The organism is Lysinibacillus sp. NPDC093688 (assembly GCF_050280145.1).
GTDB lineage: Bacteria > Bacillota > Bacilli > Bacillales_A > Planococcaceae > Lysinibacillus > Lysinibacillus xylanilyticus_B.
Window position 1 is genome coordinate 1 of sequence record NZ_JBNNUX010000023.1, and the last position, 24,844, is coordinate 24,844.

At 35.2% G+C, this 24,844-nt stretch carries 28 protein-coding genes; 14 read left to right on the top strand and 14 right to left on the bottom strand.

The features are described from left to right. Window positions 1–243, bottom strand: a 243-nt coding sequence (locus ACQKN2_RS16940) for a hypothetical protein (protein WP_427415978.1), incomplete at its 3' end; no start/stop codon positions are given. Between the two features lie 109 nt (window positions 244–352). Between ACQKN2_RS16940 and ACQKN2_RS16945 the strand changes: the two genes are divergently transcribed. Both ACQKN2_RS16945 and ACQKN2_RS16950 read left to right on the top strand, forming a co-directional pair. Continuing rightward, window positions 353–1,750, top strand: coding sequence for a hypothetical protein (locus ACQKN2_RS16945; protein WP_427415979.1), 1,398 nt, complete (start codon window positions 353–355; stop codon window positions 1,748–1,750). A 106-nt stretch (window positions 1,751–1,856) separates the two neighbouring features. Continuing rightward, window positions 1,857–2,408 carry a GNAT family N-acetyltransferase gene (locus ACQKN2_RS16950; RefSeq protein ID WP_427415980.1) on the top strand — a complete coding sequence of 184 codons (552 nt, stop codon included), beginning with the start codon at window positions 1,857–1,859 and terminating at the stop codon, window positions 2,406–2,408. A gap of 47 nt (window positions 2,409–2,455) precedes the next feature. Here ACQKN2_RS16950 and ACQKN2_RS16955 read toward each other — a convergent pair whose 3' ends face one another. The 6 genes from ACQKN2_RS16955 to ACQKN2_RS16980 are packed head-to-tail and all read right to left on the bottom strand — an operon-like array spanning window position 2,456 to window position 7,045. Next, window positions 2,456–2,836, bottom strand: a complete 381-nt coding sequence (locus ACQKN2_RS16955; RefSeq protein WP_427415981.1) for a GntR family transcriptional regulator — start codon at window positions 2,834–2,836, stop codon at window positions 2,456–2,458. Further along, complete coding sequence (locus ACQKN2_RS16960; protein ID WP_427415982.1) at window positions 2,833–4,413, bottom strand: hypothetical protein; 1,581 nt, start codon at window positions 4,411–4,413, stop codon at window positions 2,833–2,835. The genes ACQKN2_RS16955 and ACQKN2_RS16960 overlap by 4 nt, the downstream gene beginning before the upstream one ends. Then, the gene (locus ACQKN2_RS16965; protein ID WP_427415983.1) at window positions 4,403–5,104 is read right to left on the bottom strand and encodes an ABC transporter ATP-binding protein; all 702 of its coding nucleotides are present in this window, start codon (window positions 5,102–5,104) and stop codon (window positions 4,403–4,405) included. The genes ACQKN2_RS16960 and ACQKN2_RS16965 overlap by 11 nt, the downstream gene beginning before the upstream one ends. Window positions 5,105–5,123: 19 nt before the next feature. Then, window positions 5,124–5,903 carry an ABC transporter permease gene (locus ACQKN2_RS16970; protein WP_427415984.1) on the bottom strand — a complete coding sequence of 260 codons (780 nt, stop codon included), beginning with the start codon at window positions 5,901–5,903 and terminating at the stop codon, window positions 5,124–5,126. A 4-nt stretch (window positions 5,904–5,907) separates the two neighbouring features. Next, window positions 5,908–6,810, bottom strand: a complete 903-nt coding sequence (locus ACQKN2_RS16975) for an ATP-binding cassette domain-containing protein (RefSeq protein WP_427415985.1) — start codon at window positions 6,808–6,810, stop codon at window positions 5,908–5,910. Next, entirely contained in the window at window positions 6,794–7,045 is a 252-nt protein-coding gene (locus ACQKN2_RS16980) for a PLD nuclease N-terminal domain-containing protein (RefSeq protein WP_427415986.1), read from the bottom strand. The genes ACQKN2_RS16975 and ACQKN2_RS16980 overlap by 17 nt, the downstream gene beginning before the upstream one ends. A 185-nt stretch (window positions 7,046–7,230) precedes the next feature. Between ACQKN2_RS16980 and ACQKN2_RS16985 the strand changes: the two genes are divergently transcribed. Then, window positions 7,231–7,776: a helix-turn-helix domain-containing protein gene (locus ACQKN2_RS16985; protein ID WP_323650523.1), complete on the top strand. Its 546-nt coding sequence runs from the start codon at window positions 7,231–7,233 to the stop codon at window positions 7,774–7,776. 33 nt (window positions 7,777–7,809) lie between these two features. Further along, window positions 7,810–8,670: a YitT family protein gene (locus ACQKN2_RS16990; RefSeq protein ID WP_427415987.1), complete on the top strand. Its 861-nt coding sequence runs from the start codon at window positions 7,810–7,812 to the stop codon at window positions 8,668–8,670. Between the two features lie 80 nt (window positions 8,671–8,750). Here ACQKN2_RS16990 and ACQKN2_RS16995 read toward each other — a convergent pair whose 3' ends face one another. Continuing rightward, window positions 8,751–9,584 carry a hypothetical protein gene (locus tag ACQKN2_RS16995; protein WP_427415988.1) on the bottom strand — a complete coding sequence of 278 codons (834 nt, stop codon included), beginning with the start codon at window positions 9,582–9,584 and terminating at the stop codon, window positions 8,751–8,753. Between the two features lie 333 nt (window positions 9,585–9,917). Further along, window positions 9,918–10,043 carry a hypothetical protein gene (locus tag ACQKN2_RS17000; protein ID WP_427415989.1) on the bottom strand — a complete coding sequence of 42 codons (126 nt, stop codon included), beginning with the start codon at window positions 10,041–10,043 and terminating at the stop codon, window positions 9,918–9,920. Between the two features lie 33 nt (window positions 10,044–10,076). Between ACQKN2_RS17000 and ACQKN2_RS17005 the strand changes: the two genes are divergently transcribed. After that, the gene (locus ACQKN2_RS17005; RefSeq protein ID WP_427415990.1) at window positions 10,077–10,385 is read left to right on the top strand and encodes a hypothetical protein; all 309 of its coding nucleotides are present in this window, start codon (window positions 10,077–10,079) and stop codon (window positions 10,383–10,385) included. A gap of 37 nt (window positions 10,386–10,422) precedes the next feature. On the opposite strand, the gene ACQKN2_RS17010 is transcribed toward ACQKN2_RS17005, so the two are convergent. The 4 genes from ACQKN2_RS17010 to ACQKN2_RS17025 all read right to left on the bottom strand — a co-directional run bounded on the left by ACQKN2_RS17010 (window position 10,423) and on the right by ACQKN2_RS17025 (window position 14,156). Continuing rightward, a complete protein-coding gene (locus ACQKN2_RS17010) occupies window positions 10,423–11,937 on the bottom strand; it encodes an ATP-binding protein (RefSeq protein ID WP_427415991.1) in 1,515 nt (504 codons plus the stop codon). Continuing rightward, window positions 11,921–12,622 (bottom strand): response regulator transcription factor, encoded by a 702-nt coding sequence (locus ACQKN2_RS17015; protein WP_427415992.1) that lies wholly within the window; start codon window positions 12,620–12,622, stop codon window positions 11,921–11,923. The genes ACQKN2_RS17010 and ACQKN2_RS17015 overlap by 17 nt, the downstream gene beginning before the upstream one ends. Window positions 12,623–12,996: 374 nt before the next feature. Then, window positions 12,997–13,590, bottom strand: a complete 594-nt coding sequence (locus ACQKN2_RS17020; RefSeq protein ID WP_427415993.1) for a DedA family protein — start codon at window positions 13,588–13,590, stop codon at window positions 12,997–12,999. After that, complete coding sequence (locus tag ACQKN2_RS17025) at window positions 13,590–14,156, bottom strand: class I SAM-dependent methyltransferase (RefSeq protein ID WP_427415994.1); 567 nt, start codon at window positions 14,154–14,156, stop codon at window positions 13,590–13,592. The genes ACQKN2_RS17020 and ACQKN2_RS17025 overlap by 1 nt, the downstream gene beginning before the upstream one ends. A gap of 362 nt (window positions 14,157–14,518) precedes the next feature. Here ACQKN2_RS17025 and ACQKN2_RS17030 point away from each other — a divergent pair, with 362 nt between their 5' ends. The 3 genes from ACQKN2_RS17030 to ACQKN2_RS17040 all read left to right on the top strand — a co-directional run bounded on the left by ACQKN2_RS17030 (window position 14,519) and on the right by ACQKN2_RS17040 (window position 17,316). Beyond that, on the top strand, window positions 14,519–15,424 hold the full coding sequence (locus ACQKN2_RS17030; protein WP_427415995.1) for a hypothetical protein: 906 nt from the start codon (window positions 14,519–14,521) through the stop codon (window positions 15,422–15,424). A gap of 210 nt (window positions 15,425–15,634) precedes the next feature. Further along, the gene (locus ACQKN2_RS17035) at window positions 15,635–16,522 is read left to right on the top strand and encodes an ABC transporter ATP-binding protein (RefSeq protein WP_427416049.1); all 888 of its coding nucleotides are present in this window, start codon (window positions 15,635–15,637) and stop codon (window positions 16,520–16,522) included. Beyond that, window positions 16,519–17,316 (top strand): ABC transporter permease subunit, encoded by a 798-nt coding sequence (locus ACQKN2_RS17040; RefSeq protein WP_427415996.1) that lies wholly within the window; start codon window positions 16,519–16,521, stop codon window positions 17,314–17,316. Before ACQKN2_RS17035 ends, ACQKN2_RS17040 begins: the two co-directional genes overlap by 4 nt. Before the next feature lie 78 nt (window positions 17,317–17,394). Here the strand turns inward: ACQKN2_RS17040 and ACQKN2_RS17045 are convergent, their stop codons facing one another. After that, window positions 17,395–17,994, bottom strand: a complete 600-nt coding sequence (locus ACQKN2_RS17045) for a TetR/AcrR family transcriptional regulator (protein WP_427415997.1) — start codon at window positions 17,992–17,994, stop codon at window positions 17,395–17,397. A gap of 625 nt (window positions 17,995–18,619) precedes the next feature. Between ACQKN2_RS17045 and ACQKN2_RS17050 the strand changes: the two genes are divergently transcribed. The 6 genes from ACQKN2_RS17050 (at window position 18,620) to ACQKN2_RS17075 (ending at window position 24,778) form a co-directional block, all read left to right on the top strand. After that, entirely contained in the window at window positions 18,620–19,348 is a 729-nt protein-coding gene (locus ACQKN2_RS17050) for an ABC transporter ATP-binding protein (protein WP_427415998.1), read from the top strand. After that, window positions 19,345–20,361, top strand: a complete 1,017-nt coding sequence (locus ACQKN2_RS17055) for an ABC transporter permease (protein WP_427415999.1) — start codon at window positions 19,345–19,347, stop codon at window positions 20,359–20,361. Before ACQKN2_RS17050 ends, ACQKN2_RS17055 begins: the two co-directional genes overlap by 4 nt. Window positions 20,362–20,990: 629 nt before the next feature. Then, window positions 20,991–21,869, top strand: coding sequence for an ABC transporter ATP-binding protein (locus tag ACQKN2_RS17060; RefSeq protein ID WP_427416000.1), 879 nt, complete (start codon window positions 20,991–20,993; stop codon window positions 21,867–21,869). 18 nt (window positions 21,870–21,887) lie between these two features. Further along, window positions 21,888–22,595: an ABC transporter permease gene (locus tag ACQKN2_RS17065; protein WP_427416001.1), complete on the top strand. Its 708-nt coding sequence runs from the start codon at window positions 21,888–21,890 to the stop codon at window positions 22,593–22,595. Window positions 22,596–22,618: 23 nt separating this feature from the next. Next, window positions 22,619–23,329 (top strand): response regulator transcription factor, encoded by a 711-nt coding sequence (locus ACQKN2_RS17070; RefSeq protein WP_427416002.1) that lies wholly within the window; start codon window positions 22,619–22,621, stop codon window positions 23,327–23,329. 9 nt (window positions 23,330–23,338) lie between these two features. After that, window positions 23,339–24,778, top strand: a complete 1,440-nt coding sequence (locus tag ACQKN2_RS17075) for a sensor histidine kinase (protein WP_427416003.1) — start codon at window positions 23,339–23,341, stop codon at window positions 24,776–24,778. The last annotated feature ends 66 nt before the right edge of the window (window positions 24,779–24,844 follow it).

Consider the following 24,844-nt stretch of genomic DNA (forward strand, 5'->3'; position numbering starts at 1 on the left):
TCTATCCACGAATTGGGCGGGGCTATCCACGTCTTTGATGGTTCTATCCACGAATTGGGCGGGGCTATCCACGTCTTTGATGGTTCTATCCACGAATTGGGCGGGGCTATCCACGTCTTTGATGGTTCTATCCACGACTTTAGCTTCTCTATCCGTCGCTTTGACGATTCTTTCCGTCACTTCGACTATTCTATCCGTTGCTCTGACCATGCTTTCCGTCACTTCTGCCACTTTATCCGTCACTTCGACCGCTTTCCGTCGTTCTGACTAGGCCGAAATATTTCAAAACCATCACCAACTTTTTTCCCCTTCATATTCTATAGAATCAGAACGAATTTTGAGGGGGAAACGTATGGGGATTGAATTTACAGCTCTCCATTGGATTTACGTTGTTTTTATTGTCCTTATCATTGGATTTATGGTTAAACGTCGCGATACCACCCTCATTTGTGTACTAGGCATCTTTATGCTATCAATCTTTGCTACAGGCGATTTAACTGCATCCATTAGTGGTGTTTTTAACAGTTTTATTTATGCCATTACAGAACTGTTGTCGATCATTCTTATTATTTCTATTATCGTTGCCATGAGTCGGGTGATGATGACTTCTGGTATTAATGAGGTCATGATTGCTCCTTTTACAAAAATCATTAAAACACCTGCACTCGCTTATTGGACGATTGGTTTGTTAATGATGTTTATTTCGTGGTTCTTTTGGCCATCACCGGCTGTGGCACTGTTAGGGGCGGTTTTGTTACCTGTTGCTCTACGTGCAGGCTTACCGGCACTTGGAGTGGCGATGGCGATGAATTTATTTGGTCATGGAATTGCTCTGTCGAGTGATTTTGTTATACAAGGGGCTCCGAAGCTGACTGCTGACGCTGCTGGTATTCCAGTCGGTGAGGTAATGTCTGCTAGTATCCCTCTTGTGATTACAATGGGAGTTGTTACTACGTTGGCCGCCTATATTTTTTTACGACGTGATATGAAGCGTGGATCACTAAATCTATATGCTACAAACGATACAAATGAAGACGTAGAACAAGTAACTGCTGAAAACCTGCTGACACTCGGGCAAAAACGCTTTTTCGCAGTACTTATTCCAATCGCCTTTGTACTCGATGTCATTGCAATGTCTATATTAAAATTACAAGGTGGAGATGCAACAGCTTTAATCGGAGGGACATCTGTCTTTATCCTTCTGTTGCTTTGCGTTGTAGCCCACAAAAAACAAGGGCTTGAAAAAACAACAAGCTATTTAATTCAAGGATTCCAATTCGGTTTTAAAGTGTTCGGACCGGTTATTCCTATTGCAGCTTTTTTCTATCTAGGAGATTCCGGATTTACACAAATTATTGGTGATTACTTACCAGCCACTTCACATGGTATCGTCAACGATCTCGGCGTAGGTCTAGCTGCGGTAGTTCCATTAACGAAGGGAATTGCAGTCGTCACTTTAGCAGTAGTTGGCGCCATCACAGGCTTAGATGGCTCTGGCTTCTCAGGTATTTCCTTAGCAGGTTCCGTCGGTAGTTTGTTCGGTAATGCTATTGGTGGCGGTACTGCAACTTTAACGGCTTTAGGACAAATAACAGCGATCTGGGTTGGCGGAGGAACAATCATTCCCTGGGCGTTAATCCCGGCTGCTGCCATTTGTAATGTTAGCCCCTTCGAGCTTGCAAGGCGTAATTTATTGCCCGTAGCGATTGGTCTTATTGTTACAACCATTGTGGCGGTGTTTTTAATATAACATTGTAAAAGCAGGGAACTCTTTTAGTGGTTTCTTGCTTTTTCCTCTTCCACACAACTCCAATGGTATAATTTAACTATATCAATTTAAAAGGTAGGTGATTTCAATGAAAATTTCCTATTGGTGCGGAGATAAAATAAGGTTAAGAGCGCCCAAGCCAGAGGACATTCATATGTTTGAAAATTTAGATGATGATATACTAAAAAACCATGACTCCATCGCTTTTCCTCGGACAAATCAACAAATTGAAGAATGGATCAATGAAATATCAAAAGGGGCATCTACGGAGAGTGATGATTTTTACTGGATTGCGGAGGATACTTCGAACAATGTCGTGGGGACAATTGAGGTTTCTGGATGTGATGCAAAGAATGGGACCTTTGATTATGCTATAACGATATTTCCTTCATATAGAGGAAAAGGATATGCAAAAGATATGATTTTAACCATTTTAAAGCATTATTTCCTTGAACTTCGCTATCAGAAAGCAACCATTTGTGTTTACTCCTTTAACGCATCTTCTATAGCTTTACATAAAAAACTACGATTTGTGGAGGAAGGTCGCTTAAGAAATATGATTTATACAAATGGCACCTTTTACGATGAAGTTTATTTTGGAATGACTAAGGATGAGTTTACTAAAATACACTCTAATTAATAAGAGATGGCTTCTGTACATTGCAGCAGAAGTCATCTCTTTCTCTCTTAACGCTTACTATAATATTTAAGCAAATTTTCATGAAATATCTGTTGTAGTTGATGTTCGCTAATACCTAAAACATAAGCTTCACATATTATTTGTTCGACTTTTATAGAAATTTGTTGAAGGTCAATCCCCTTCGCTTCAGCGGATTTCTTAACAATTGCTTTTGAGTTAGGTTTTATAGCGAGTATTCCCTTCTTTTGAAGCTCCTTGTAGCTTTTATGAACGGTATGAAGATTGAGGTTTGTTTCAGCTGCTAAATCACGAATGGAAGGCAGTGGATCACCATTTTGCAAATTCCCTCTCGCTATTTCAAACAGTAGTTGCTGGGTTAATTGCTGATACAAAGGAATGTTACTCTTTGGATTTATTTTTACATTCAATTGTTTACGTATCCTTTCAAATTCTTTCCTTCAAAAAACATTTTATAGATTACTGTAATTGTACATAGAGTTACAATTACCAAAATAATTAGGGCTGTCATCGCTGGAGAAATATTAAGAGCAAGCAAGCTAAAATGGAGAAGTCCAACAATAATCAATAATGGTAATCCATATAGCAGGCTTATTAATACTGTAGGATTTGATTTTATTGCCTCTGATGGATTAGACCATTCAAGTAATGGGTGCTTTCTATCATAAAGCGGAGACAATAAATTATAAGTAATGACTAATAGTAATGTAATCAATAAATGCAGTCCCGTTATAAAATCGACTCTACCAAATAGCATGTAAATGATATAGCTTATTACAACCGTTATTGTGCCTATGCTTGATGAAGTCACAACTTTTGCCATATAAATCTTTTGTGGATCGAATGGTAATGTCATGCTAGATGCATAGTATTTCCCCTCTCTTGAATAGGGAGTTCCACTAATATTGTTCATACAACTCATGAACAAAACCATATAGACAAAAAGAAAAGATTCATTGTTAACAATCCATTCAGCCTTTAAAATATTCGACTGTACGAGAAAAATGATTGTACAAATTGGCGTTAGAATGATCCCTAAAATAGCTTGCATTTTAAAGTACGGTTCAGACTGAATAATCCAATATTCACGTTGCAAATAATTGACCAAGCTGCTTTGAATATCTCTCCCCCAAACTTTAGTCATTTTTTCTATTCTGCTGACAAGCAAGCCATGTTCATAATACTTAGACGCAATCATTTTTATAGTTGCTTTAAACAATAAATAACATAGTGCGAATAATAAGATAAAACTGATTGCCGTATTTAATGACAAAAGCGTCTCCACCACTGACTGTTGCATTGCAAAACGATAACCTATTTCTAGAAAATCAGAAATTGAAGCACTTAAGGATGATATTGTTGAAACATCTAATTTCACTAAAACAGTGCTGATTGCATGATAATTTTTTATTAGAAAGTACAGGATCGGGCTTATTCCAATACCTACTATAAGCGTCATCCTAACAAGCAAATATACGGATGTATTAATAAATACACTGCGAAAATGATTAAAAATGGACAACACAAATAGAAGGAACAATACAATTAAAACGTTCATGACAAGTAAAAATGCAAGTGATTTTATAGCAACACCTAGCTTAAACTCTATCAGGAATATGAAAAATGTAGGTATTGATAAAATACTTACCGCCATTATCGGTAAAGTTACCCCACTTATAATTTTTGACATTACAACCCGCTTCGCTGAAATGGGCAAATGAGCCAATATAGCAAAATCACTTTGACTAAACACTACCGAAATGGCAAAATACGAAATCAATAAATAGGTCACACCATTTGAAAGAAGAACATTGTAAAATAAATACTCCTCTGGGGTCGCCATGAAATAGATAATGAAGGTAAGTACAAAATACTGAACGGCTACATAAATAAATGCAATAATTAGGAGTACTTGAATTACTGGCTGCTTTGGCTTTGCATAAAAGGATGTTAAAAAGAATTTGATTAATTGCATATTATCCTTCATTAGCTTGTTTCTCCATAAAAATAGTCTCTAAGCTCCCATCGACTAGCAATTTCTCAACACGCTCATGTAAGACAATCTTTCCATCTTTTAAAAACGAAATGGATTGACAAATTTTCTCGGCAACATCTAATAAATGAGTGGAAAAGAGAACTGTCCCACCATTTCCAACGTACTCTTTCATACAATTTTTAAAAGCAACGACAGCAAGTGGATCCAATCCATTTAACGGCTCATCCATAATTAGGATAGGCGGACTAATTGTAAAAGCAGTAATCAATGCCATCTTATGAAGCATTCCATAAGAATACGTTCCCATCGGTTTATAAATACTTTTTTCCATCCCAAAGACGTTAATAAAGTTTTTTAGTCTTTCATCATCAGTCTTTTCATACAGCTTCAAAACAAAATGTATCCAATCATATGCAGCTATATTTTTAAATACATGAATCGTATCCGGTATAAAATAAAACTGCTTTTTATATTCGAATGACTGCGATTTCGCAACATTATTAATCATTATTTTTCCGTAATTTTGTTCTACTAATCCAGCAATACAATTTAATGTCGTTGTTTTACCTGCACCATTCCCACCAACAAACCCCAGTATATCTCCCTTTTCAATTTTTAAATCTACGCCCTTCAAAACCTCATGCTGCCCATACGATTGCTGTAAATTTTGTATCGATAACAATTTCTTCACCTTATTTCATTTAAAATTTCTTTTTCGCAATGAAACTTTGCATAGTAATGATCATCAATACAACTAACAGCAGCGTTACTACAATATTGATGCCAACCCAAGATCCCACATCACCCGACATTAGAATATTTGTTGCATACATACTATTACTAGCAGGATTAACAATGTCTAGTAATGGATGTAGTCCAGCGATAAAACGACAAATTAATAGGCTAACGATACTTATTAGTGCTATAAATGCAGGACTATTAAAAAATGTACTCATCATCGCAACAAACGTTATGATGAATAACAGCCAAACACAATAAAATGCAAAAGCCCACATGGCTTGCGTCATAGGAACAGTAGTAAATAAATACGCTGAATAGCCATAGGACACTGCATATCCAAGAGCCATACATATAACAGCCAAAATATAATGGATGATGATTTTACTATTTAAATAAGAAGATATCGATACTGGCCTTGTTAGGATAAATGCCATCATGCCATTTGCTTTTTCCCCTTGAATAATGCTCATAGTGGCTATGACCAAAATAATAATGCCAAGCTGATCAAACTGAGAATTTAATGTTGAGGCAAGTACCGCCTGTCCCTCCGGATTTGCCATCGTAGGATCAATTATTATACCTTCAATACCACCCGCTGATTGTAAAATAACAGGTAAATAATACATCATAATCGGCTGAGTTAGCCCTAGTAAAATAAATACGATTGGGAGCCAAAATATTTTAAATTCCCTGGCCATTTGCTGTACTTCTTTTTTGCTTAATGCAATAAAAGCACTCATTCTCTTACACCACCAATTCTAAAAATATTTCTTCTAGATTGTCTTGAATACCCACTTCAAATTTAGTAAACATCACTTTTGAATCCAGTCCGTGCTGTATTAGTCGATTAGCATCTGTTTCCAAATTTCCAACATGGATTTTGAAGCCATTTCCACAGCTTTCGATTTTCTTCACATAAGATAATTGTTCAAGCATTGTTAACCACTGAAAATCTGCCTTACGAATCATTAGGAAGATAGCTGATTCTTGATGGCGTTTAAGTAACTCTGACTTCGTAGCATCTTCTATTTTGTGACCATTTTTAATCATCACAAAACGCTCACAAATTTCCTCCGCATCGCTCAATATGTGCGTTGATATTAAAACTGTCGTTTCTTTTTTGATCTCTTTTAATAGATTTAACACTTCTCTTCTCCCTATTGGATCTAGCGCTGATACCGGTTCATCCATAATCATTAAAGCTGGCTTATGCAATAATGCTTGTGCGATGCCAAGGCGTTGCTTCATACCACCTGAAAATGTTCCGACATGAAAATGTGCTTCTTTCCCTAGGCCTACTTTTTCTAAAAGTAATGGAATTTCTTTCTGCAATTCACTTTTTGCTATGCCAGAAAGTGTTCCCATAAAGGACAATGTTTCAAATGCTGTCATCCATGAGAAAAAATTAGGATACTGAGGTAAGTAACCAATTTGATTTCTCATAGATGAAATCTTTTGACCATCAAGAAGAATTTCCCCTTTGTCTGCATTCAGAATGTCGGCAATGATTTGAATTAACGTGGATTTCCCCGCTCCATTTGGTCCAATTAATCCAACACACTCATTAGCATCAATAACCATTGAAAATTCATTCACAGCCGTTTTTTGTTTAAACTTTTTCGTAATATTATTAATTTCTAAGCGCACGTTTATTTACCTCCTTCCTACCAATAATGAAGTATAGAACAGAACCAATTGAATTAAAGAACAAAATAATAATTGTCCACATAAGTATGTTTTCTCGCGTATCTCGGTGCCGATATAAATCGAATAAAGCAACAATGATTAGAACAAATCCTACGAATATAAATGGCAAAATGATTGGAAGTATACTTGCCCAATCCAGTTGTTGTAAATCATCGAAACCATAGTGTAATTTCATTCCTATAACCTCCATTCATTATCATTATCAATAATGATAACAAAAGGCGGTAAAAATTGCATTACCTTTTTACTGTACATCTTAAAAAAATATCTTTAATATATTTTATGATAATGTTCTCACATTGATAACATTTAATTTCTTTCCTTGATACCATCTCATTTTTTTAATAGGAGGATCGGTTTATGCGTAATAAAGCAGAGGTATTAATGCACCCTGTGAGAATGAAAATTTTACAAGCTCTGATGCACGATAAAGAAGAAGGCTTAAGCACTTTGGAGATGATTTCTGTTATTAAGGATGTACCTCAAGCCACTTTGTATCGACACATCCAAATTTTAGTAGATGAAAACATCATAAAAATTGTGAAAGAGCGAAAAGTACGTTCTGTTACAGAAAAATTTTATGCAGTAAATGAAGGAGCAGCAAAACTTAGTAAGGAGGATTGGACACAACTAACTATCAAACAAAAATTAAATTACGTTTCCTACTATCAATTAGCTTTGCTATCCCAATATCAAAATTATTTAGATTCACTTGATGAAGAAGAAAGACTTGCAGATTTAGCAACTTTTTCGCTTATTGATTTTAAGTTAACGAAGGATCAATTTAAGCACTTTGAAAATGAATTAAACGATTTAATAAATAAATACTATAATATGGCCGACTCTAATAAAGAGATTGATACTGAGACAAAAACAATAGCTATAAATATTATTCCAAAACCTTAAGTATTATTTTACGTAAAGAAATGGAGAAGATTTATGAAAAGAAGAAAGTCAGTTGAAAACACAAGAAAATTTATCATGATTATAATTGGCGCCATCATCGCGGCATATGGACTAGAAGCGGTATTAATTCCGAATGATGTCATTGATGGTGGCGTGACGGGGCTTAGTATTATGGGCGCAACCCTCTTTGGTATTCCATTAGGCCTACTGCTCTTTGTATTAAACATTCCGTTTATTTTTATTGGCTACAAACAAGTAGGTAAAACTTTTGCATTGATGAGTACTGCTGGGATTGCAGCTCTATCTATTTCCACAGTGCTTATGCATGATGTTAAAACAATTTTAGGTCCGAATGATCCACTATTAATTGTTTTATCTGGTGGTATGCTACTAGGTGTTGGGATTGGGATTGTCTTACGTAACGGTGGCGCTTTGGATGGCTCTGAAATTTTAGCCGTGTTACTTTCACGTAAGGTTCCGTTTTCAGTCGGGGATATTATATTATTTATTAATGCCTTTATTTTCTTAGGGGCAAGCTTTATTTTTGGCTTAGAGAGCGCACTATACTCAGCTTTAACATACTTTATTGCGAAAAACGTTATCGATATTATCCAAGATGGTTTAGAAAAATCAAAAGATGTTCGTGTTGTCAGTGCAAAATCAGAGGAAATTGGTGATGCGATCCAAGCTCGTTTAGGACGTGGTGTTACATATACAAAAGGGCGTGGCGGTTTTTCCAATGAACCAACTGATATATTAAACTGTGTTATTAACCGTATGGAAGAAAATAAACTAGTATCGATTATTAAAGATATTGATGAAGGTGCCTTCATAGTTATTTCTGATGTTTCAGAGGTACGTGGTGGGAACTTCAAAAAGCGTGATATTCACTAAAGTCTACTACTCACTATCCAAATACAAAAACGCACATTGCTAAATGATTTTAGTAATGTGCGTTTTTATTTTGGCGAATGCTATTTTTTATTTTCTAGCCTTTCTTTTAAATCATTAAAGTCTTGGATTACATCTTCCATTGATAATTTTTTAACTAACGAAATTCCCTTTTGAATAGATTTAGATGCTTCTTCAAATTTATTTGCTTTGATTTGGGCATCTGCAAGGCAATACCAATAAAACCAGGCATCCATTTCTGAAATTTTTTCTTTATAAAACTTTTCGATTACCGGATAGTATTTAGAGTATAATTCTTCGTTATAGACCAACTTTTCACCATTCCATTTTAGTACATCCACTAAATAACTATCGCCAATATACATTTGCCAAATTGCTATACCAACTTTTTGTTTTCCATTCACAAAATCCATTTTATGATAAGGAACATCAGCAATCTTTTGGAATGAGTTATTGATCCATTGGAACACTTGAAGTTCGCTACCCATTGCTGCCCCAATTGTAACACCAAATAAATATTCTTTTGTGCCATCACCAGTAATATCTACCAATCCTGAAAAATCCAAATCGACTCCTTGCATTTTAGTTTCCCAAATCTTTCGCCAATTCGTATTGTGTTTTTTTAGCACTATTGATCCAAACTGAGAAGGGTAATCCTTTGCTTTAATTTTATAAGTAAAGATTATTTCTTTCTGTCCATCGTGGTTAAAGTCATAGAGTTGAATTGGCGGTGTGGAAGAAGGATTTTCAGGGCTTATAAGTGACGCATTCAATGGCATAAATCTGCTAACAATTTTCATTAAGTCTTCTTTCTTGTTCTCGTTAGCGTGAACAAATATTGGATTAAAGTTAACTGCAGAGAGTAGCAATAATGTAAGTAGAATTATTTTCTTCATCAATATGTCCCCTTTTTACAGCCAGATATAACTTCTAGTATTGACGTAATTAGAAAAGAAATTCTTGAATAAACTTGCATAGTGGTTTGATCATCTCAATGTAGAAAACACCTCTTTGAACGTAAATAAAGTTGAAAAAGCACTGGCACCTTCTACAGAATCATTGGCTTCGTTATTGCTGTGCTAGGTGTAACTTTATCCACGTGAATTCGCTCAAAGATATATGGATTCACAGTCATTGCCACTACACATACTAGCAACAACGCATGCTCAAATCCCGACTTAGTTTAATTATGCAATGACGAAGTACAATCAATTGCGTTAAAATATTTTCTAGAGACGATTGATGTATGTGATGAGGGTACTATCCACCATTTTGAGGATTCTAACCATCACTTTGACGATTCTATCCGTCACTTTGACGGTTCTATCCATCACTTTGACGATTCTATCCGTCACTATTAACATCATGATTTAAAAAAGGAGACATAAATGGACTTATTTATCGCAAGTAATCGTCAATTACCTATCCGTTATTACGTCAATGAAGCGATTTGGATTCGTCGCGGTTGCTTAAGTTTACTTCAATTAACGCTGCCCTTTTTTGTAGAAGTAGAAATAAAAGACCCACATCATTTATTGAAAATTACAGAATATGTTCAAGAAGTCCAACAACAATATCGATATACGGAAATTCAAATTGTTATTAAGGACAAAAATATTTTTATGCACTTACAAAAGAGCCTCCCCCACTCTAATGCCAATCATATTCTCACTATTGAGCAACTCATTCACCCATAAAAAAGGTAGCATTGCTTTAATGCTACCTTTCTATTTTTTATAAAGCTGTAACAGGAAGTTCGATGATGAACTGCAGCATACCATCCTTATACTGCGCGTCAATTTTGCCACCATGTAGTTCTACAATGTTCTTAGCAATAGCAAGTCCAAGTCCTGAACCTTCCGCTACATTTGTTCTAGATTGATCTTTTTTATAAAATCGCTCAAATAAGCTCGTTAGCTCTTCGGATGTAAATTCATTACTTTCATTTGCAACACAGATTTGAACCGTATCTTCTTTTCTTTCAAGAGAAACAAAAATCTCGCCGTCACCTGTACTATATTTAATGGCATTCATTAATAAATTATCAAAGACCCTGACAATTTTTTCAGAATCTACTGTAGCGAAGATCCGTTCCTCCGTGAAATTTTTATTGAATGTACGATTGTTTTCCTCTGCTTGCGGAATCAACTCCTCAGTTAACTGATCGAGAAGTTCATTAATACACACCTCTTGTTTCTCAAGGACAATGCTTTCATTCGTTAGCTTCGTATATTCAAATAAATCATCAATTAGGTTTTTTAACTGTTCGGATTTTGAAAAAGCAATCTTTAAATACTCATTATATTGCTCCTTCGTGTCGTACCTTTCATCTCTTAGCAATCGTAAATAGCCCATAATTGAGGTAAGTGGTGTTCGTAGGTCGTGTGATACATTTGTAATTAATTCATTTTTTTGTTTTTCAATCCTTCGTTCCATTTCTATATTTGTCATAATTGCTTCAGCCATATGATTGACGTTCTCTGTTAATAAAGCTATTTCATCTATCCCCTTTTTTTCAATTCGATAAGTTAAATCCCCTTTTGCGATTTCCTTGACCCCCTTTGCTACAGACTCAATTTGTTTCATCTTTCGTTTTGTTAAATAAAAGAATGAAAGGGTAAAAACTGCAATTCCAATTAATAAAGGAACAGGCCCCTCCATGCTTTTAATAAGTATGCCTGTTGGAATACCACTGACAAACAAATATAAATTTTTATCTTCTATAGTTATTGGATAAAAGGCAATAATTTCTTTACGCGATTGCTTGGCTGTAGGTATATCATAATTAAAATTATAGAGTGGATGATTGATTGCAAAATCCATTACCTGACGAATCTTATTATGTACATCAATTTGTTCCTCTTCCGCTTGCTTTGTTTTATACAGAACTTTCCCGTGCTCATCGGTAACTAACACTTTCAGCGCTCGCTCTGTCGATTTCAGTTTTTCATTTTCTGCTTCAATCATTTGCAGTATAGTTTCGACACTATTTTCACTAACAGCTAAATCTGCTGCTTGCTGTGTTTGAAAATTTATTTGCTGCATATCTCCACTGTAGTCAATGGTAGGTGTTGGATTCCCAACATACGGTAGAGTAAATCGTGCAGCAAGTAAACCGAGAAATGCACAAAGAATAAAAGTCGTTAAAAGTTGAATTCTGATACTTTGTCGAACTTTTGTAATGGTATTTACGATAAGTATTTTTAGTTTACATAGTAAGTATTTAAATGGCTTAATGATCTTTCTCAATTTTATAACCTACTCCCCATACGGTTTTAATATATTGAGGATTTCTTGGATTTGTCTCAATTCTTTCTCGAATTTTACGAATATGTACCATTACCGTGTTTTCAGACTGAATAGCCTCTTCCTTCCAAACCTTTTCATAAATTTGCTCAGCGCTCATGACTATGCCTTGATTTCTTGCAAGTAATTCAAGAATTGAAAACTCCCTTGGCGTAAGCTTTACTTTTTCATTGTTGACGATTACTTCATGTGTGTCTGTACTGATTCGCAGATCACCAATTTCTATGTCATTTTCGTTCATCCTATCTAGTCGATTCATTTTGATATATCTACGAAGCTGAGATTTTATGCGCGCAATTAGCTCTAAAGGGTTAAAGGGCTTTGTTACATAATCATCTGCCCCTAATGACAATCCAACGATTTTATCCATATCCTGAGACTTTGCTGACAGCATAATAATTGGCATCTCGGCTATTTCCCTTACCTTCACACACATTTCAATGCCATCCACGTTCGGCATCATAATATCTAGGACAATTAAATGTACTTTATGTTTCTTTAAAAGACTTAAGCCCTCCTCTCCATCACTTGCTTCTAGAACATCGTAGCCTTCATTTTTTAAATAAATAGCAATAAGATTTCTAATCTCTTTTTCATCATCAACGATCAGTATTGTTTCTTTCGTCATCTAATCCCACCAAATTTCAAATTATATTAAAATATCAGATATATTAATCTGAACCATAACGAGGGGTTGATTTCCGTTCCAACTGGGCGCTTTGTTGCTGACGCTTCGCTTTCGCACAGAGCAAAGCTTCCTGGGGGCGTCCGATGAGCCGCTTCGCTGCGCTTCAGGGTCTCGGGCCAACACGATGTTGGTCACGAAGGCGTTATCACAGGATGTGATGGTTTTAGCCTTCGTTCCTCTATCGCTGATCCCCAAGGAGTCGCCCAGTCTCCACTCCAATCAACCTATTTCTATAATATACTTCCTATCAATAATTACACTTCCTAATTTTAACTATTTTTTTATTTTTCGTATATAAAAATAATAAAACCATTTTACGATACCGACTTTAATTTTCGTGTATAAAAATAATAAAAACACCCTGCAATACCGACGAAAGCGCCAAAATATATACCATATTTCGTTGCTAGCATAGAAATATTTTCAATGTGTTTTCCAAAGAACAAACCAAGTGTAAAGTAAATCAATGTCCAAACAAAACCTGCTGTGTAGTAATACAAAGCGTATTTTTTAAACGACATGTTATTCATACCTACTAAGTAAGGAAGTATATGTCTCACTATTGGTATGAAATAGCTTATAACTAAAGCAAAATGACCATACCTATCTATTAGCTCTTTTGACTGTAATAAATATTTAGCCTTTTTCTTTTTCACCAATTTATCAAGTATTTTATGGCCAAACACTTTTCCAAGGACAAATCCTAAGGAAAGTCCTGAAACTGCGCCAAGATAAGTTAGTACAAAAGCTTTCAACACACTCATTTTTCCTAACGATGATAAAAATCCACCACTCATAACAATCATCTCATCAGGAAGGGGCATACCCACGATTCCTAGCCATAAGCTGAAAAATAAAGCAAAATAACCGTATTGCTCAATATATGATAAAAGATCTTGTAATCCCATTAACTAGCCCTCACATTTCCAAGTTTGCAGCTGAGTACATAGGCAGGTGGAAGGTTAATCCATACTCTTTCATGTGAAATATCCTCAAAATAATTTTGAATAAAGGATTTCCTAATAAGTGAATATTGGAATGTAATAAATTCTCCGTCCTCTAAGCATTCCTTTACATTTTGTAAAATACGTGATGAAATGGCAGGATTCAATGATGTAAAAGGTAATCCAGATACGACATAATCAATTTTCTTGATATTTAATGCTGACATATATATGCATAAATTCTCAGCTGATCCATGTATTACGATTATACTCGGCTCATGTTGAAATTGTTCACGAAGCTTGTCACAAAAAACTTCATTATTTTCAATAAGAATTAACTTTGTTGACTGCTCTTTTCTTTTCACTAATTCTTTCGTAAATGAACCCGTACCCGGTCCTAGCTCAACAATACATCGGGCATTTTCAAAACAAATTTGGTCGACCATCTTTTTTGCTAATTTTTTAGAACTAGGTGAAATCGCACCTATCGTTTTTGGATGTTTTATAAATTCAGTAAGGAACGTTAACATACATTTTCTCCCCGATCAAAGTATTATTTGAATACTTTTAATATAAAGAGCATTTCTTAAAGATTTCCGAGGAGATTTCTTAAATTTTTCTTAAGAAACTTTAATCAGTGGGGTTTTCTTTCTTCACCAATCGGGCTTTTCGGACAGTTAACCTCCCACCTCGTTGCTTTAATTTTTTTGTGGAAGTCATGTAGCTGACGCTTTGCCTCGGTATAGATAACCGCTAAAGCGGAGAAAAGGTTTTTAGGTCATTTGTTCTAATAATTATTTCCTTTACAAAATAGTCATACAATTGCTTCCAGTGGAATAGAAACCTATATAGGGAACAATTGATACGGAAAAATAAAGTGGGGTGTAAATGGATGCTTAAACTAAATAATGCAAAAGAATTGGTACTCGGAATGGTACAACATGACCCATTGTTTGTCGTAATACAAAAAAATAAGCCATTAGAAGAAATACTCTACAATGACGACTATTTAGCGCATATTGAGGAAACAAATTATTATTCTACTTCAGAGGTCGCTAGCTGGTTTGAAATAACGGAAGCGAAGCTTCGCTATTACATTAAACCATTCGAACAGTATATTTTTGAAAATGTTACGAATAGCCCAAACACTAATATTCGTTTGAACCTTTCTGCCATCTTACGACTTCGCATGATTTTACTGCTAAAAGATGAGCTCCGTGTCAAAGGCTTAAAACTTTTATTAGGAATTGATGACAATGGTCAACTCATCAAACATCAAATAACTGCAACAACTATGGGTACTGATGATTTAGCTAATAAGGTTGATGTTCTTGGAAATGTTCTTCAGCAAATGATACAAACTGGGCTTTTTAATTTTCTTCCCGATGAAGAACATGGAGCCATGCAAGTGACGATCAATCAAGACTTTCTCGCACAAAAAATTCAATTAATATCCTCGGAATCGAATCTTCAAGTAGAAGAAATTCAAAAAGAAACAGCTGAACTTAAACTAGAAAATGAAAATTTAAAAAAACAAATTTCCGAACTTCAAGAGGAGCATAGCGTAAAGGATATTGTTCAAAAAATTCGTGAGCGTCATATTGAAAATGAAATTTTGTCGACATTACGGACAGAAGCATTACAGCAATTTTCAATAGACAATAAGGCAGGTTATTTCAGAAAAATTTTTCGTTCCCCTCAAATTGAGATGGAAAAGGAGCAATTTGTGTTGACCTATATTTTGAAGCACCTAGAAGAACGTTTAGAAGTAGCACTGAATAATTATTATGGAGAATAAATATCTTCAAGCTATTGTTACATGTAAAATTGTCATCACTTGGCGGAGAACATGAAGGAGTCTTTTTAAAGAAGCCATTCATGTTCTTTTTTTATATCGCATTAGCCATTAGCCCCCACTGATTAGAGTTGCATTGTATAGTAATTTATTTTTTGAAAATTAGCCTTATAATCATTATAAAGAACAGTCGAAGGGGTGAAATGTATGGCAATGATCGAGGTCAATAATTTAACTAAAAAGTTTGGAGATTTTTATAGTGTACAAAATGTGGACTTACAAATCGAAAAAGGTGAAGTGTTCGGATTTTTAGGTCCCAATGGTGCAGGTAAATCTACAACAATTCGGCATTTAATGGGCTTCTTACAGCCTACACAAGGACAGTGTTTTATTAAAGGGTTAGATTGTCGCCAATCTACGGCTGACATTCAAAAATTTGTAGGCTATTTACCTGGAGAAATTGCGTTTATCGATAAAATGACTGGACAACAATTTATTAAATTTATTGCCCAAATGCGAGGGTTAAATGATTTAACAAGAGCTCATGAACTCATGCAATACTTTGAATTAAATGCCACTGGGCTTATTAAGAAAATGTCAAAGGGTATGAAGCAAAAAGTAGGTCTCATTTGCGCATTTATGCATAACCCAGAGATAGTCATTCTTGATGAACCGACAAGTGGATTAGATCCTCTTATACAAACAAAGTTTATCGATTTTATTTTAGCTGAAAAAGAAAAAGGAACGACAATATTCATGTCCTCTCATATGATTGAAGAAATCGAAAAAACTTGTGACCGTGTAGCAATCATTAATGCTGGGAAAATTGTTGCAACGGAAACAATTGCTGACTTAAAAAAACGAAAATCTAAAAAGTTTTTAATTGAATTTCAAAGCGAGCAAGAGCTATCTCGTTTTTTAAGCGAGCAACATACTATAGAACAAATTGGGCCAACACAAGCAATTATAAAAGTTCAGGGTAATGTCCAAACATTACTTCATACATTAGCAGATTATAAAATTATCGACCTCGATATCATTTCACAATCACTTGAAGATATATTCATGCATTACTACGAAAGTGGAGGTGAAGAATCATGAACTTTACTTTGCTCAAACATGAGATGCAAGCTACTATTAAACTTTTTAGTATTATTCTCGCTGTATTAATGCTCTATATCATTAGTATTGTCTATATGTATAACCCTGAAATGAGCAATACTCTTAATAAGCTTACCGAAACAATGCCAGAATTGATGTCAGCATTTGGTATGAGTAACATAGGTAATTCGTTAATTGAATTTCTATCTACCTATTTGTATGGATTTTTATTACTAGTTCTGCCGTTAGTCTTCATTATTATGTTGGCAAATAAACTAGTGATGGGCTATATCGATAATGGTTCTATGGCATACTTAATTGCAACACCGAATACACGTTTTAAAATTGTCTTCACGCAAGCATTTTTTTTAGTTGCTAGTATCTTGATACTGCTCACGGTAACAACTTTGATAGCCATCATATTTTCAGGAATTCTATTTCCAAATGAATTGGATTTACGTGCTTTTTTGACATTAAATATCGGTCTTTTTTCCTTACATTTTGCCATTAGTGGCTACTGCTTTTTAGTATCCTGCAGTAGCAAGGATTTAAGAACCTCTTATGCGTATAGTACAGGAATTCCTATTCTTTTTTATTTAATTCAAGCGCTTAGTAATATGGGTGGTTCTTTAGAAAAGCTTAAGTACTTCACGATTTACTCATTGTTTGCACCTGAAAAATTAATGACTCAAGATAGCTCGTCTCTTTGGATGCTAGGGGCATTGTTTGTAATTGGGATGCTATGCTATATGCTGGCTATTCGTGTTTTTGTTAAACGTGATTTATATTTATAAATGCTAAAGGTAAAAATCTGCTTGCTTTCTTAGAGCAAGCAGATTCTTAGATTTAGAAATATAAAACTTTGTTAAAACTCATTGCTGCAAAGATGCCAAATTACCAAGGAAGCGCAATAACCTAAAATGAATCATGGCTAACTCGTCCACGTTTAAATTCTCATCTCCACTATCTAACCATTCTTGAATAACACCTAAAATCGCGGAAGTTAAAAATGCTTCAAAATATTGCTGAAATTCTGGATCAAGCCCTTCCCCTTGCATAACAGTGATTCTGTCCAAAATATGATTACTAAAGACTTTCTTCATTCTCTTGCTGAAGGCGGGACTCCCCTGCTCCCCTAAAATAATTCGAAAGGCTGTAGCATGCTCTTTAATATATTTAAACACAGCTATAAATGGCTGATAAAGTTGGCCTATTTTTATCGTATGAAAGGCTTCTAGTGGTTGAACGTTTTTTACATAGCTTTCTAGATCATTTAATAATTCTTGCTGCAAATCCTCCATCACTTCAAATTTATCCTTATAATGTAGATAAAAAGTTCCTCGATTAATGTTTGCAGTAATAGCTAAATTTTTTACTGTTACTCTTTCAAAACCTACTTCCTCTATTTGTACAAGTAATGCATGTTTTATAGCTCGTTTTGTTTCAAAATTCATTATATCGTGAATAGACATTTAGAACCCCCATTGTATTATCACTTTATGCCGATTAGTATTTAGCGATGTTGATCAATTATGCCTCGGCATAATTGCGTCTGGAATCGGCTTTGTGCTTAGTCCTGCACGAGGGCCGACACGATGTCGGTCATTTCGGTAATGCCACAGGACGTGGCGTTTTTACCGATGCAGGTCAGTTAGCAGTTATCGCATGGATGCGATGATTTTAGGCTAACATCCTATATTGAACTCCTTTTCGATTCCGTGACATCCGCCAGAGGCTTTGGGCCAACACGATGTTGGTCACTCAGTCGTTGCCATAAGACGTGGCGTTCTTAGACTGAGTTACTCTATTTCAGCGGGTGTTTTGCCACCTGCTGAAAGAAGTTATTTGGTTACCTCAATGATCACACCAATGTAAAATAGTGTTTGTAATTACAGTATTACCTTATTTATCGGCATTCTTCTTTATTTATGTATTGGTCAGTCTTTTTGACTTAGGCTGTCTGATTTCCTCTAGCTCGAAAACGTAAAAATCCAAAATCGCTTAACACTTTTTAGTTATCTGTTTATTGTAATTCCCAATTCACTGCCTTAAAATTTCAGGTATCAACACTGTGTTTAGTAAAGGAGAGATGGTTAGATGGGAAACAATGCAATTTCACTAAACTCCATTGAAAAAAAGTTTCATCAAAAACAAGTAATTGCCCCGCTTTCCTTAGAAATTCCAAAGGGACAGCTAATTGGCTTACTTGGCCCTTCAGGCTGTGGGAAAACGACATTAATTAAAATGATTATGGGAATGATCAAGCCCGATAATGGTCATATTCAAGTATTAAATCATACAGTCCCCCATAAGCAATTACTGACGGATATCGGCTATATGGCACAATCTGATGCACTGTATTTGGATTTAACCGGTGAAGAGAATCTTCATTTTTTTGCTAAGCTTTATCGATTATCAAAAAAAGAGCGTGCGGAACGTGTAAATTATGCTGCAAGCCTTGTTCATTTAACGGATGATTTAAAAATTAAGGTGTTGAATTATTCTGGGGGGATGAAACGAAGATTATCCCTTGCAATTGCCCTTATCCAAAATCCAAAGTTGTTGATTTTAGATGAGCCAACTGTTGGTATCGATCCCGTATTAAAAAAAGAAATTTGGCAGGAGTTAATTCGTTTAAAAAACGATGAGCATAAAACAATTTTAGTAACGACACATGCAATGGATGAAGCAGAGCGCTGTGACCAGTTGGCTATGCTACGTAATGGTCAGATCATTGCACATGGAACACCACATGATTTGAAAGCTCATTATCAGGCTAAGGATTTTGATGAAGTGTTTTTAAAGGCTGGAGGTGAAGCACTATGAGAATCGGCGCAATAGTCACAAGAATAATGCAGCAAATGATACGCGATAAACGTACACTTGCCTTATTATTTTTTGCCCCTCTTCTTGTGCTTTCATTAATGTATTTTGTTTTTAATAGTAATGAACCTGACATGACACTTGTCGTATCAAATGGTCCTGCATCACTAATTGAAAAACTCGAAGAGGCAGATTTTCATGTTATCGAAAAAAATGACTTTTCTATTGCCAGTCTAAAAGATGAAAAATATGATGGCTGGTTAGCTTTTCAGCAAAGTCAATTGAAGCTCACATTATTAAATGATGATCCGTCAACAGCCAAGGCTTTAAAGATGAAACTTTCTCAGGTTTTACAGCCTGAACAATATGCAATGATGAAGTTGACGACTGATTATGTATATGGCGATGAAAATACCGCTATTTTCGATATTTTTAGCCCGATGCTAACAGGCTTCTTTGTTTTCTTTTTCGTCTTTTTAATTACAGGTATAGCGTTGTTAAAAGAACGAACTTCAGGGACTTTGGAGCGCTTACTGGCTACACCGATTAAACGTTCTGAAATTGTTGCTGGTTATATGATTGGCTATGGATTGTTTGCTTTTATTCAAACGACTATTATTGTTCTATTCGGGGTTTATGTCCTTGATATTGTACACGTTGGCTCCATTTGGCTTGTGCTGCTAATCAATATTGTCGTTGCACTTGTTTCATTATCATTAGGAGCTCTGTTATCAAGTTTTGCTGGATCAGAGTTTCAAATGATGCAATTTATCCCGCTTGTCATTGTGCCGCAAATTTTCTTCTCAGGTATTTTCCCACTGGATAATATGGTGGATTGGCTGCAAAATATTGGTCGAATTATGCCACTATACTATGCCGCTGACGCGTTGAATGGGGTTATGTATAAGGGATATTCCTTTAGTGAAATTCTAGTAGACTTAGTGATTCTTGCTTCTTTCGCTCTTGTATTTATGACATTAAATATTGTAAGTCTAAAAAAATATCGATCATTATAATGAAAAGGTTCTGCTCAAAAAAATTGGGCAGAACCTTTTCTTTATAAATTAGGACCATCAGCATAATGTGGGGGTGATTTCCGTTCCGGCTGGGCGCTTTGTCGCTGACGCTTCGCTTTCGCACAGAAAACATTTGTCGCTGACGCTTCGCTTTCGCGCAGAGCAGAGCTTCCTGGGGGCGTCCGATGAGCCGCTTGGGCCAACACGATGTTGGTCACGAAGGTGTTATCACAGGATGTGATGCTCTTAGCCTTCGTTCTCCTATCTGCTCGCTCCAGGGTCTCGGGCCAACAGATGTTTTTTGCGCGAAAGCGAAGCGGCAGCAGCACCGATGTTGGTCACGAAGGCGTTATCACAGGATGTGATGGTTTTAGCCTTCGTTCCCCTATCGCTGATCCCCCAGGAGTCGCCCAGCCTCCACTCTGATATACATTTACAGAAATATCATCTTCACCTTCCCATGTTTTCTCCAAAAATAAATAAATCAGGTAAATTACACCAACATTCTATTAGCAAAAGTACTAATATTCATCTATACTATTTTACAGATAATGGTCTTGAATTTCGTAAGTACGGACATATAGAAACAAAAATGACTTACAAAAAAAGCCTAAAAAAGGTGTGTAAAGATGAATACAATTATGGAAATACAAAACATCTCTAAACAGTATAGAGGTAAGAAAATCTTAGAAAATGCTACATTTTCTATTTACGCTAATCAAATTATAGCTATTGTAGGCAAGAATGGGGCAGGTAAAAGTACCCTTCTAAAAATTATTGCGGAATTAGTTGACGCTGACAGTGGTTCTATTGTGAAACATCGACAATCATTAAAAATTGGCTATGTGCCAGAAGTGACCCCTTCACATATTTTATTTACGCCTGAAGAATATCTTTATCATATGGGCAGGATTCGAGGTATGACCAAAAAACAACTACAGCAAAAAATAAATGATTTACTCGAATTATTTCATTTACAGGAAGCTCGGAACATTCGGATTGTTAACTTTTCTAAAGGTATGAAGCAAAAGGTTATGATTATGCAGGCAATGCTTGAAGACACTGATCTACTAATCTTAGATGAGCCATTATCAGGACTTGATCCTAAAGCCCAAAGTGATTTAGAAGAAACCCTTTCGATATTAAAGGCCAAAGGGTTATGTATCGTTTTAACATGTCACGAACCAAAATTACTTCAACATCTTGTTGATACCGTTCTTGTTATTCAAAATAATAGGGTCATTCAAGTGGAATCATTCAATAAAAATGATAGTCCGAAAAATAAATTGATTTTCGAAATTTCAAGCGCGAAATTATTAGATGATCTATTCCCTTTTCTTGAAATTCAACAACAATGTCTTTTAAACAATGGTTGTCATGAGGTAATTGCCGTTATGAAGAACGAAGATACAGATCAAGTATTATTGAATCTCCTACACAAAAAAGCTTCTATCAAGCAATTAACCCCTATCAATCAGAAGGAGGAACAATTTTATACCCATTTTTAAGGAGGATTAGACGTTGTTATGACAAGTTTATTGCGCTATCAATTTTTCAATTATGTAAGGACCTATCAATATGTTCCACCTTTTTCAATTTTCATTTTATGCCTTGTTGTAAATTATTCCTTTGTACCAAATCCAATATTAGATAGTTATTCGTTTACAGCTATTATTCTATTTTTTCTAATGGGATGGTTTACAATTACACTATTTCACGCTGAAGATGAAGGCCAAAAAGTAATTACAACACTTCATGCCAAAAGTCGAACGCACTATAATTTAGGAATTTTTATGATTTGTGTACTAATTGGTTTTTTCTTAAGCTGTGTATCAGTAGTCTACCCTACTCTTATTGGCGCCTTTGGAGAAAAACCAAGATTTATACATCAATTACTAGGATTCCTCTCACATTTTAGTCTATCTGTACTAGCGATTGCACTTTCAGCTATATTTACGAGAGAACTCGTTAAAAACAAGCAAAATACTTGGTGGGGTGTACTTGGCATCTTAATTATTTCTGTCGTGATTGCTACTTTAAAAGAAACAATTCTTCAGATTAAGGGACTCATTTGGCTACTTCCCCCTGTCCGTTTTTCATTGGAAATGATGGGCTCAGAAGATTCTATAAAATCAATACCAAACAGTTTTTATTGGCAATTCGCTTGGATTTTCGTCTATTCGACCTTTGTCATCATGTTATTCTTCCTCCTTTCGAATCGAAAAAGGAGATAAATTTCTAAAGAAGGAGAGTTCTTATGGTTAATAAAACAAGGGTGCTAATTATAGAAGATGAAGGTGATATTGCAAATATCATAAAGGACTATTTAAGCGTCAACCATTTTGATCCCCATATCGCTAGAACTGGTCATGAGGCAATCCATTATATGATAGAAATCTCTCCCGACTTTATCATTCTTGACCTTTCTCTCCCTGATTGCGATGGAATCGAATTATGTCGCCAAATTCGTGAAAATAGTAATGTTGCTATACTAATTTTAAGTGCTCGGAACAGTGACACTGATAAAGTTCTTGGTTTAGGATTCGGAGCGGATGATTATATGACAAAGCCTTTTTCTTTAAGTGAGCTTGTGGCAAGAATAAATGCCCATTTACGGAAACAGGATAGATGGCTGCAGGACAATGTGAGCCAGATGGATATTATTCGAATCGATCATATGGAAATCAATAAAAATGAGTATACTTTTTCCTGTGATAATAAGCATGTTCCTCTATCTGCAAAAGAATTTGAGCTACTATTTTTTCTAATGAAAAATCGTCATCAGGTTTTCTCCAAAAATCAGTTACTCGATGCTGTTTGGGGCTATGACGCATATGGTGATGAAAATACGATAACCGTTTACATTAGACGTCTACGCGAAAAAGTTGAAATCGATCCATCTTGTCCTGTTTATATTCAAACAGTTTGGGGCGTTGGCTATAAATTTACTACTCAAAACCATTCGTAGGAGAGCACAATGTATTTAAAAAATTGGATGAAGAGATGGTTATGGATGATACTAATCTGTGTTTTAGTGTTGTTTATTTGTTTTCTAACACTATTTTTCACAAATTTAAATCGCAATGACAAACCACAAAATGAATACGTGATCAATCAAATTCGTTTAACAGTAAATGAATTATTATTGTACATAGAAGACCATTATACAAGTCTCGAACAGAATTCAAATTTACACAGTTCCCTCCAAGAAATGAGCAATAGCGAAGGAATAGATATTACAGTTGTTCAATTAGATGGGAAAGTAATTTTTAATTCAATCGAGGGAGACCCTTCACAATTCATCAACTTAGAAAAGGATTTACATTATGATTTATTTACGTCTCAACAACAACCGGGGATCATTAAAATTGCCTTTCCTATAATTAATGAGACGAATGAACAACTAGGTAACGCTATTTTCACCATTGATGAAGATGTACTCTTACCCGTAGAACATTCTAGTCTTAGCAATTTTATAATTTTATTCATAAGTGGTTTATTATGTTTTTTAATCATAGGACTTTCCTTGTACATTGTACGGAAGTCCAAAAAGGAAATTTTACTTCCTTTAAATCATTTGAAAAAAAATACCGAAGAAATTGTCAAAGGTAATTATGAACAAAATATTATATATTCGCGTTCAGATGAAATCGGTGAATTGTATGCAGTGTTTGATCAAATGCGCTTGGAAATAAAAAATCTTACTATACAACGTGATGAACAAGAACAAAATCAAAAAAAGCTTATTTCTAGTATTTCGCATGAAGTAAGGACACCTCTAACAACAATAAAAGCTTATTTAGATGCTATTTCTGAGGGAATTTGTCCTGATATGGATTCGCTTATGTCATATATTCAAATTATGCAGACAAATACTGAAAAAATGTCCCGATTAATTGATGATTTATTTATTCACACTTTAAAGGAGCTTGGGCATATTCCGGTTAACTTAACAGAGCGATATAGCAAAGAAGTTTTTACAGATATTTTGCTTCCAATTCGTCATTATGTTCAAACGACCGGCATTCATTTTATCGAACCAGAGTCTATCCCTAATGTACTTATCCAAGTAGATGAGTCTCGACTAGAACAAGTACTTTCAAACCTTATTACGAACGCACTAAAGCATACTACTAAAGGCGATTCCATAACCGTTTCTATTAATATTGAAAGCCAATTACTATACATTAATATCATAGATACTGGTAATGGAATGCTACCTGAGGATATGCCTTTTATTTTCGAACGCTATTTCAGAGGTATTCAAGCTACAGGTGAGACTGCTGTTAAAAATGAAGGAGCAGGACTCGGATTGTCTATTTGCAAATATATTATGGAAGCGCATAATGGTTCCATTTCATTTAAAAGTAAGCAAAATGAAGGAACAACATTTACGCTAACTCTTCCTATTATTTGAATTTCGCAAGGAAAGAGCAGCTTTTATGGAGCCTCCGTTTAATATCTTTGCTCCAAAAGCACCCAA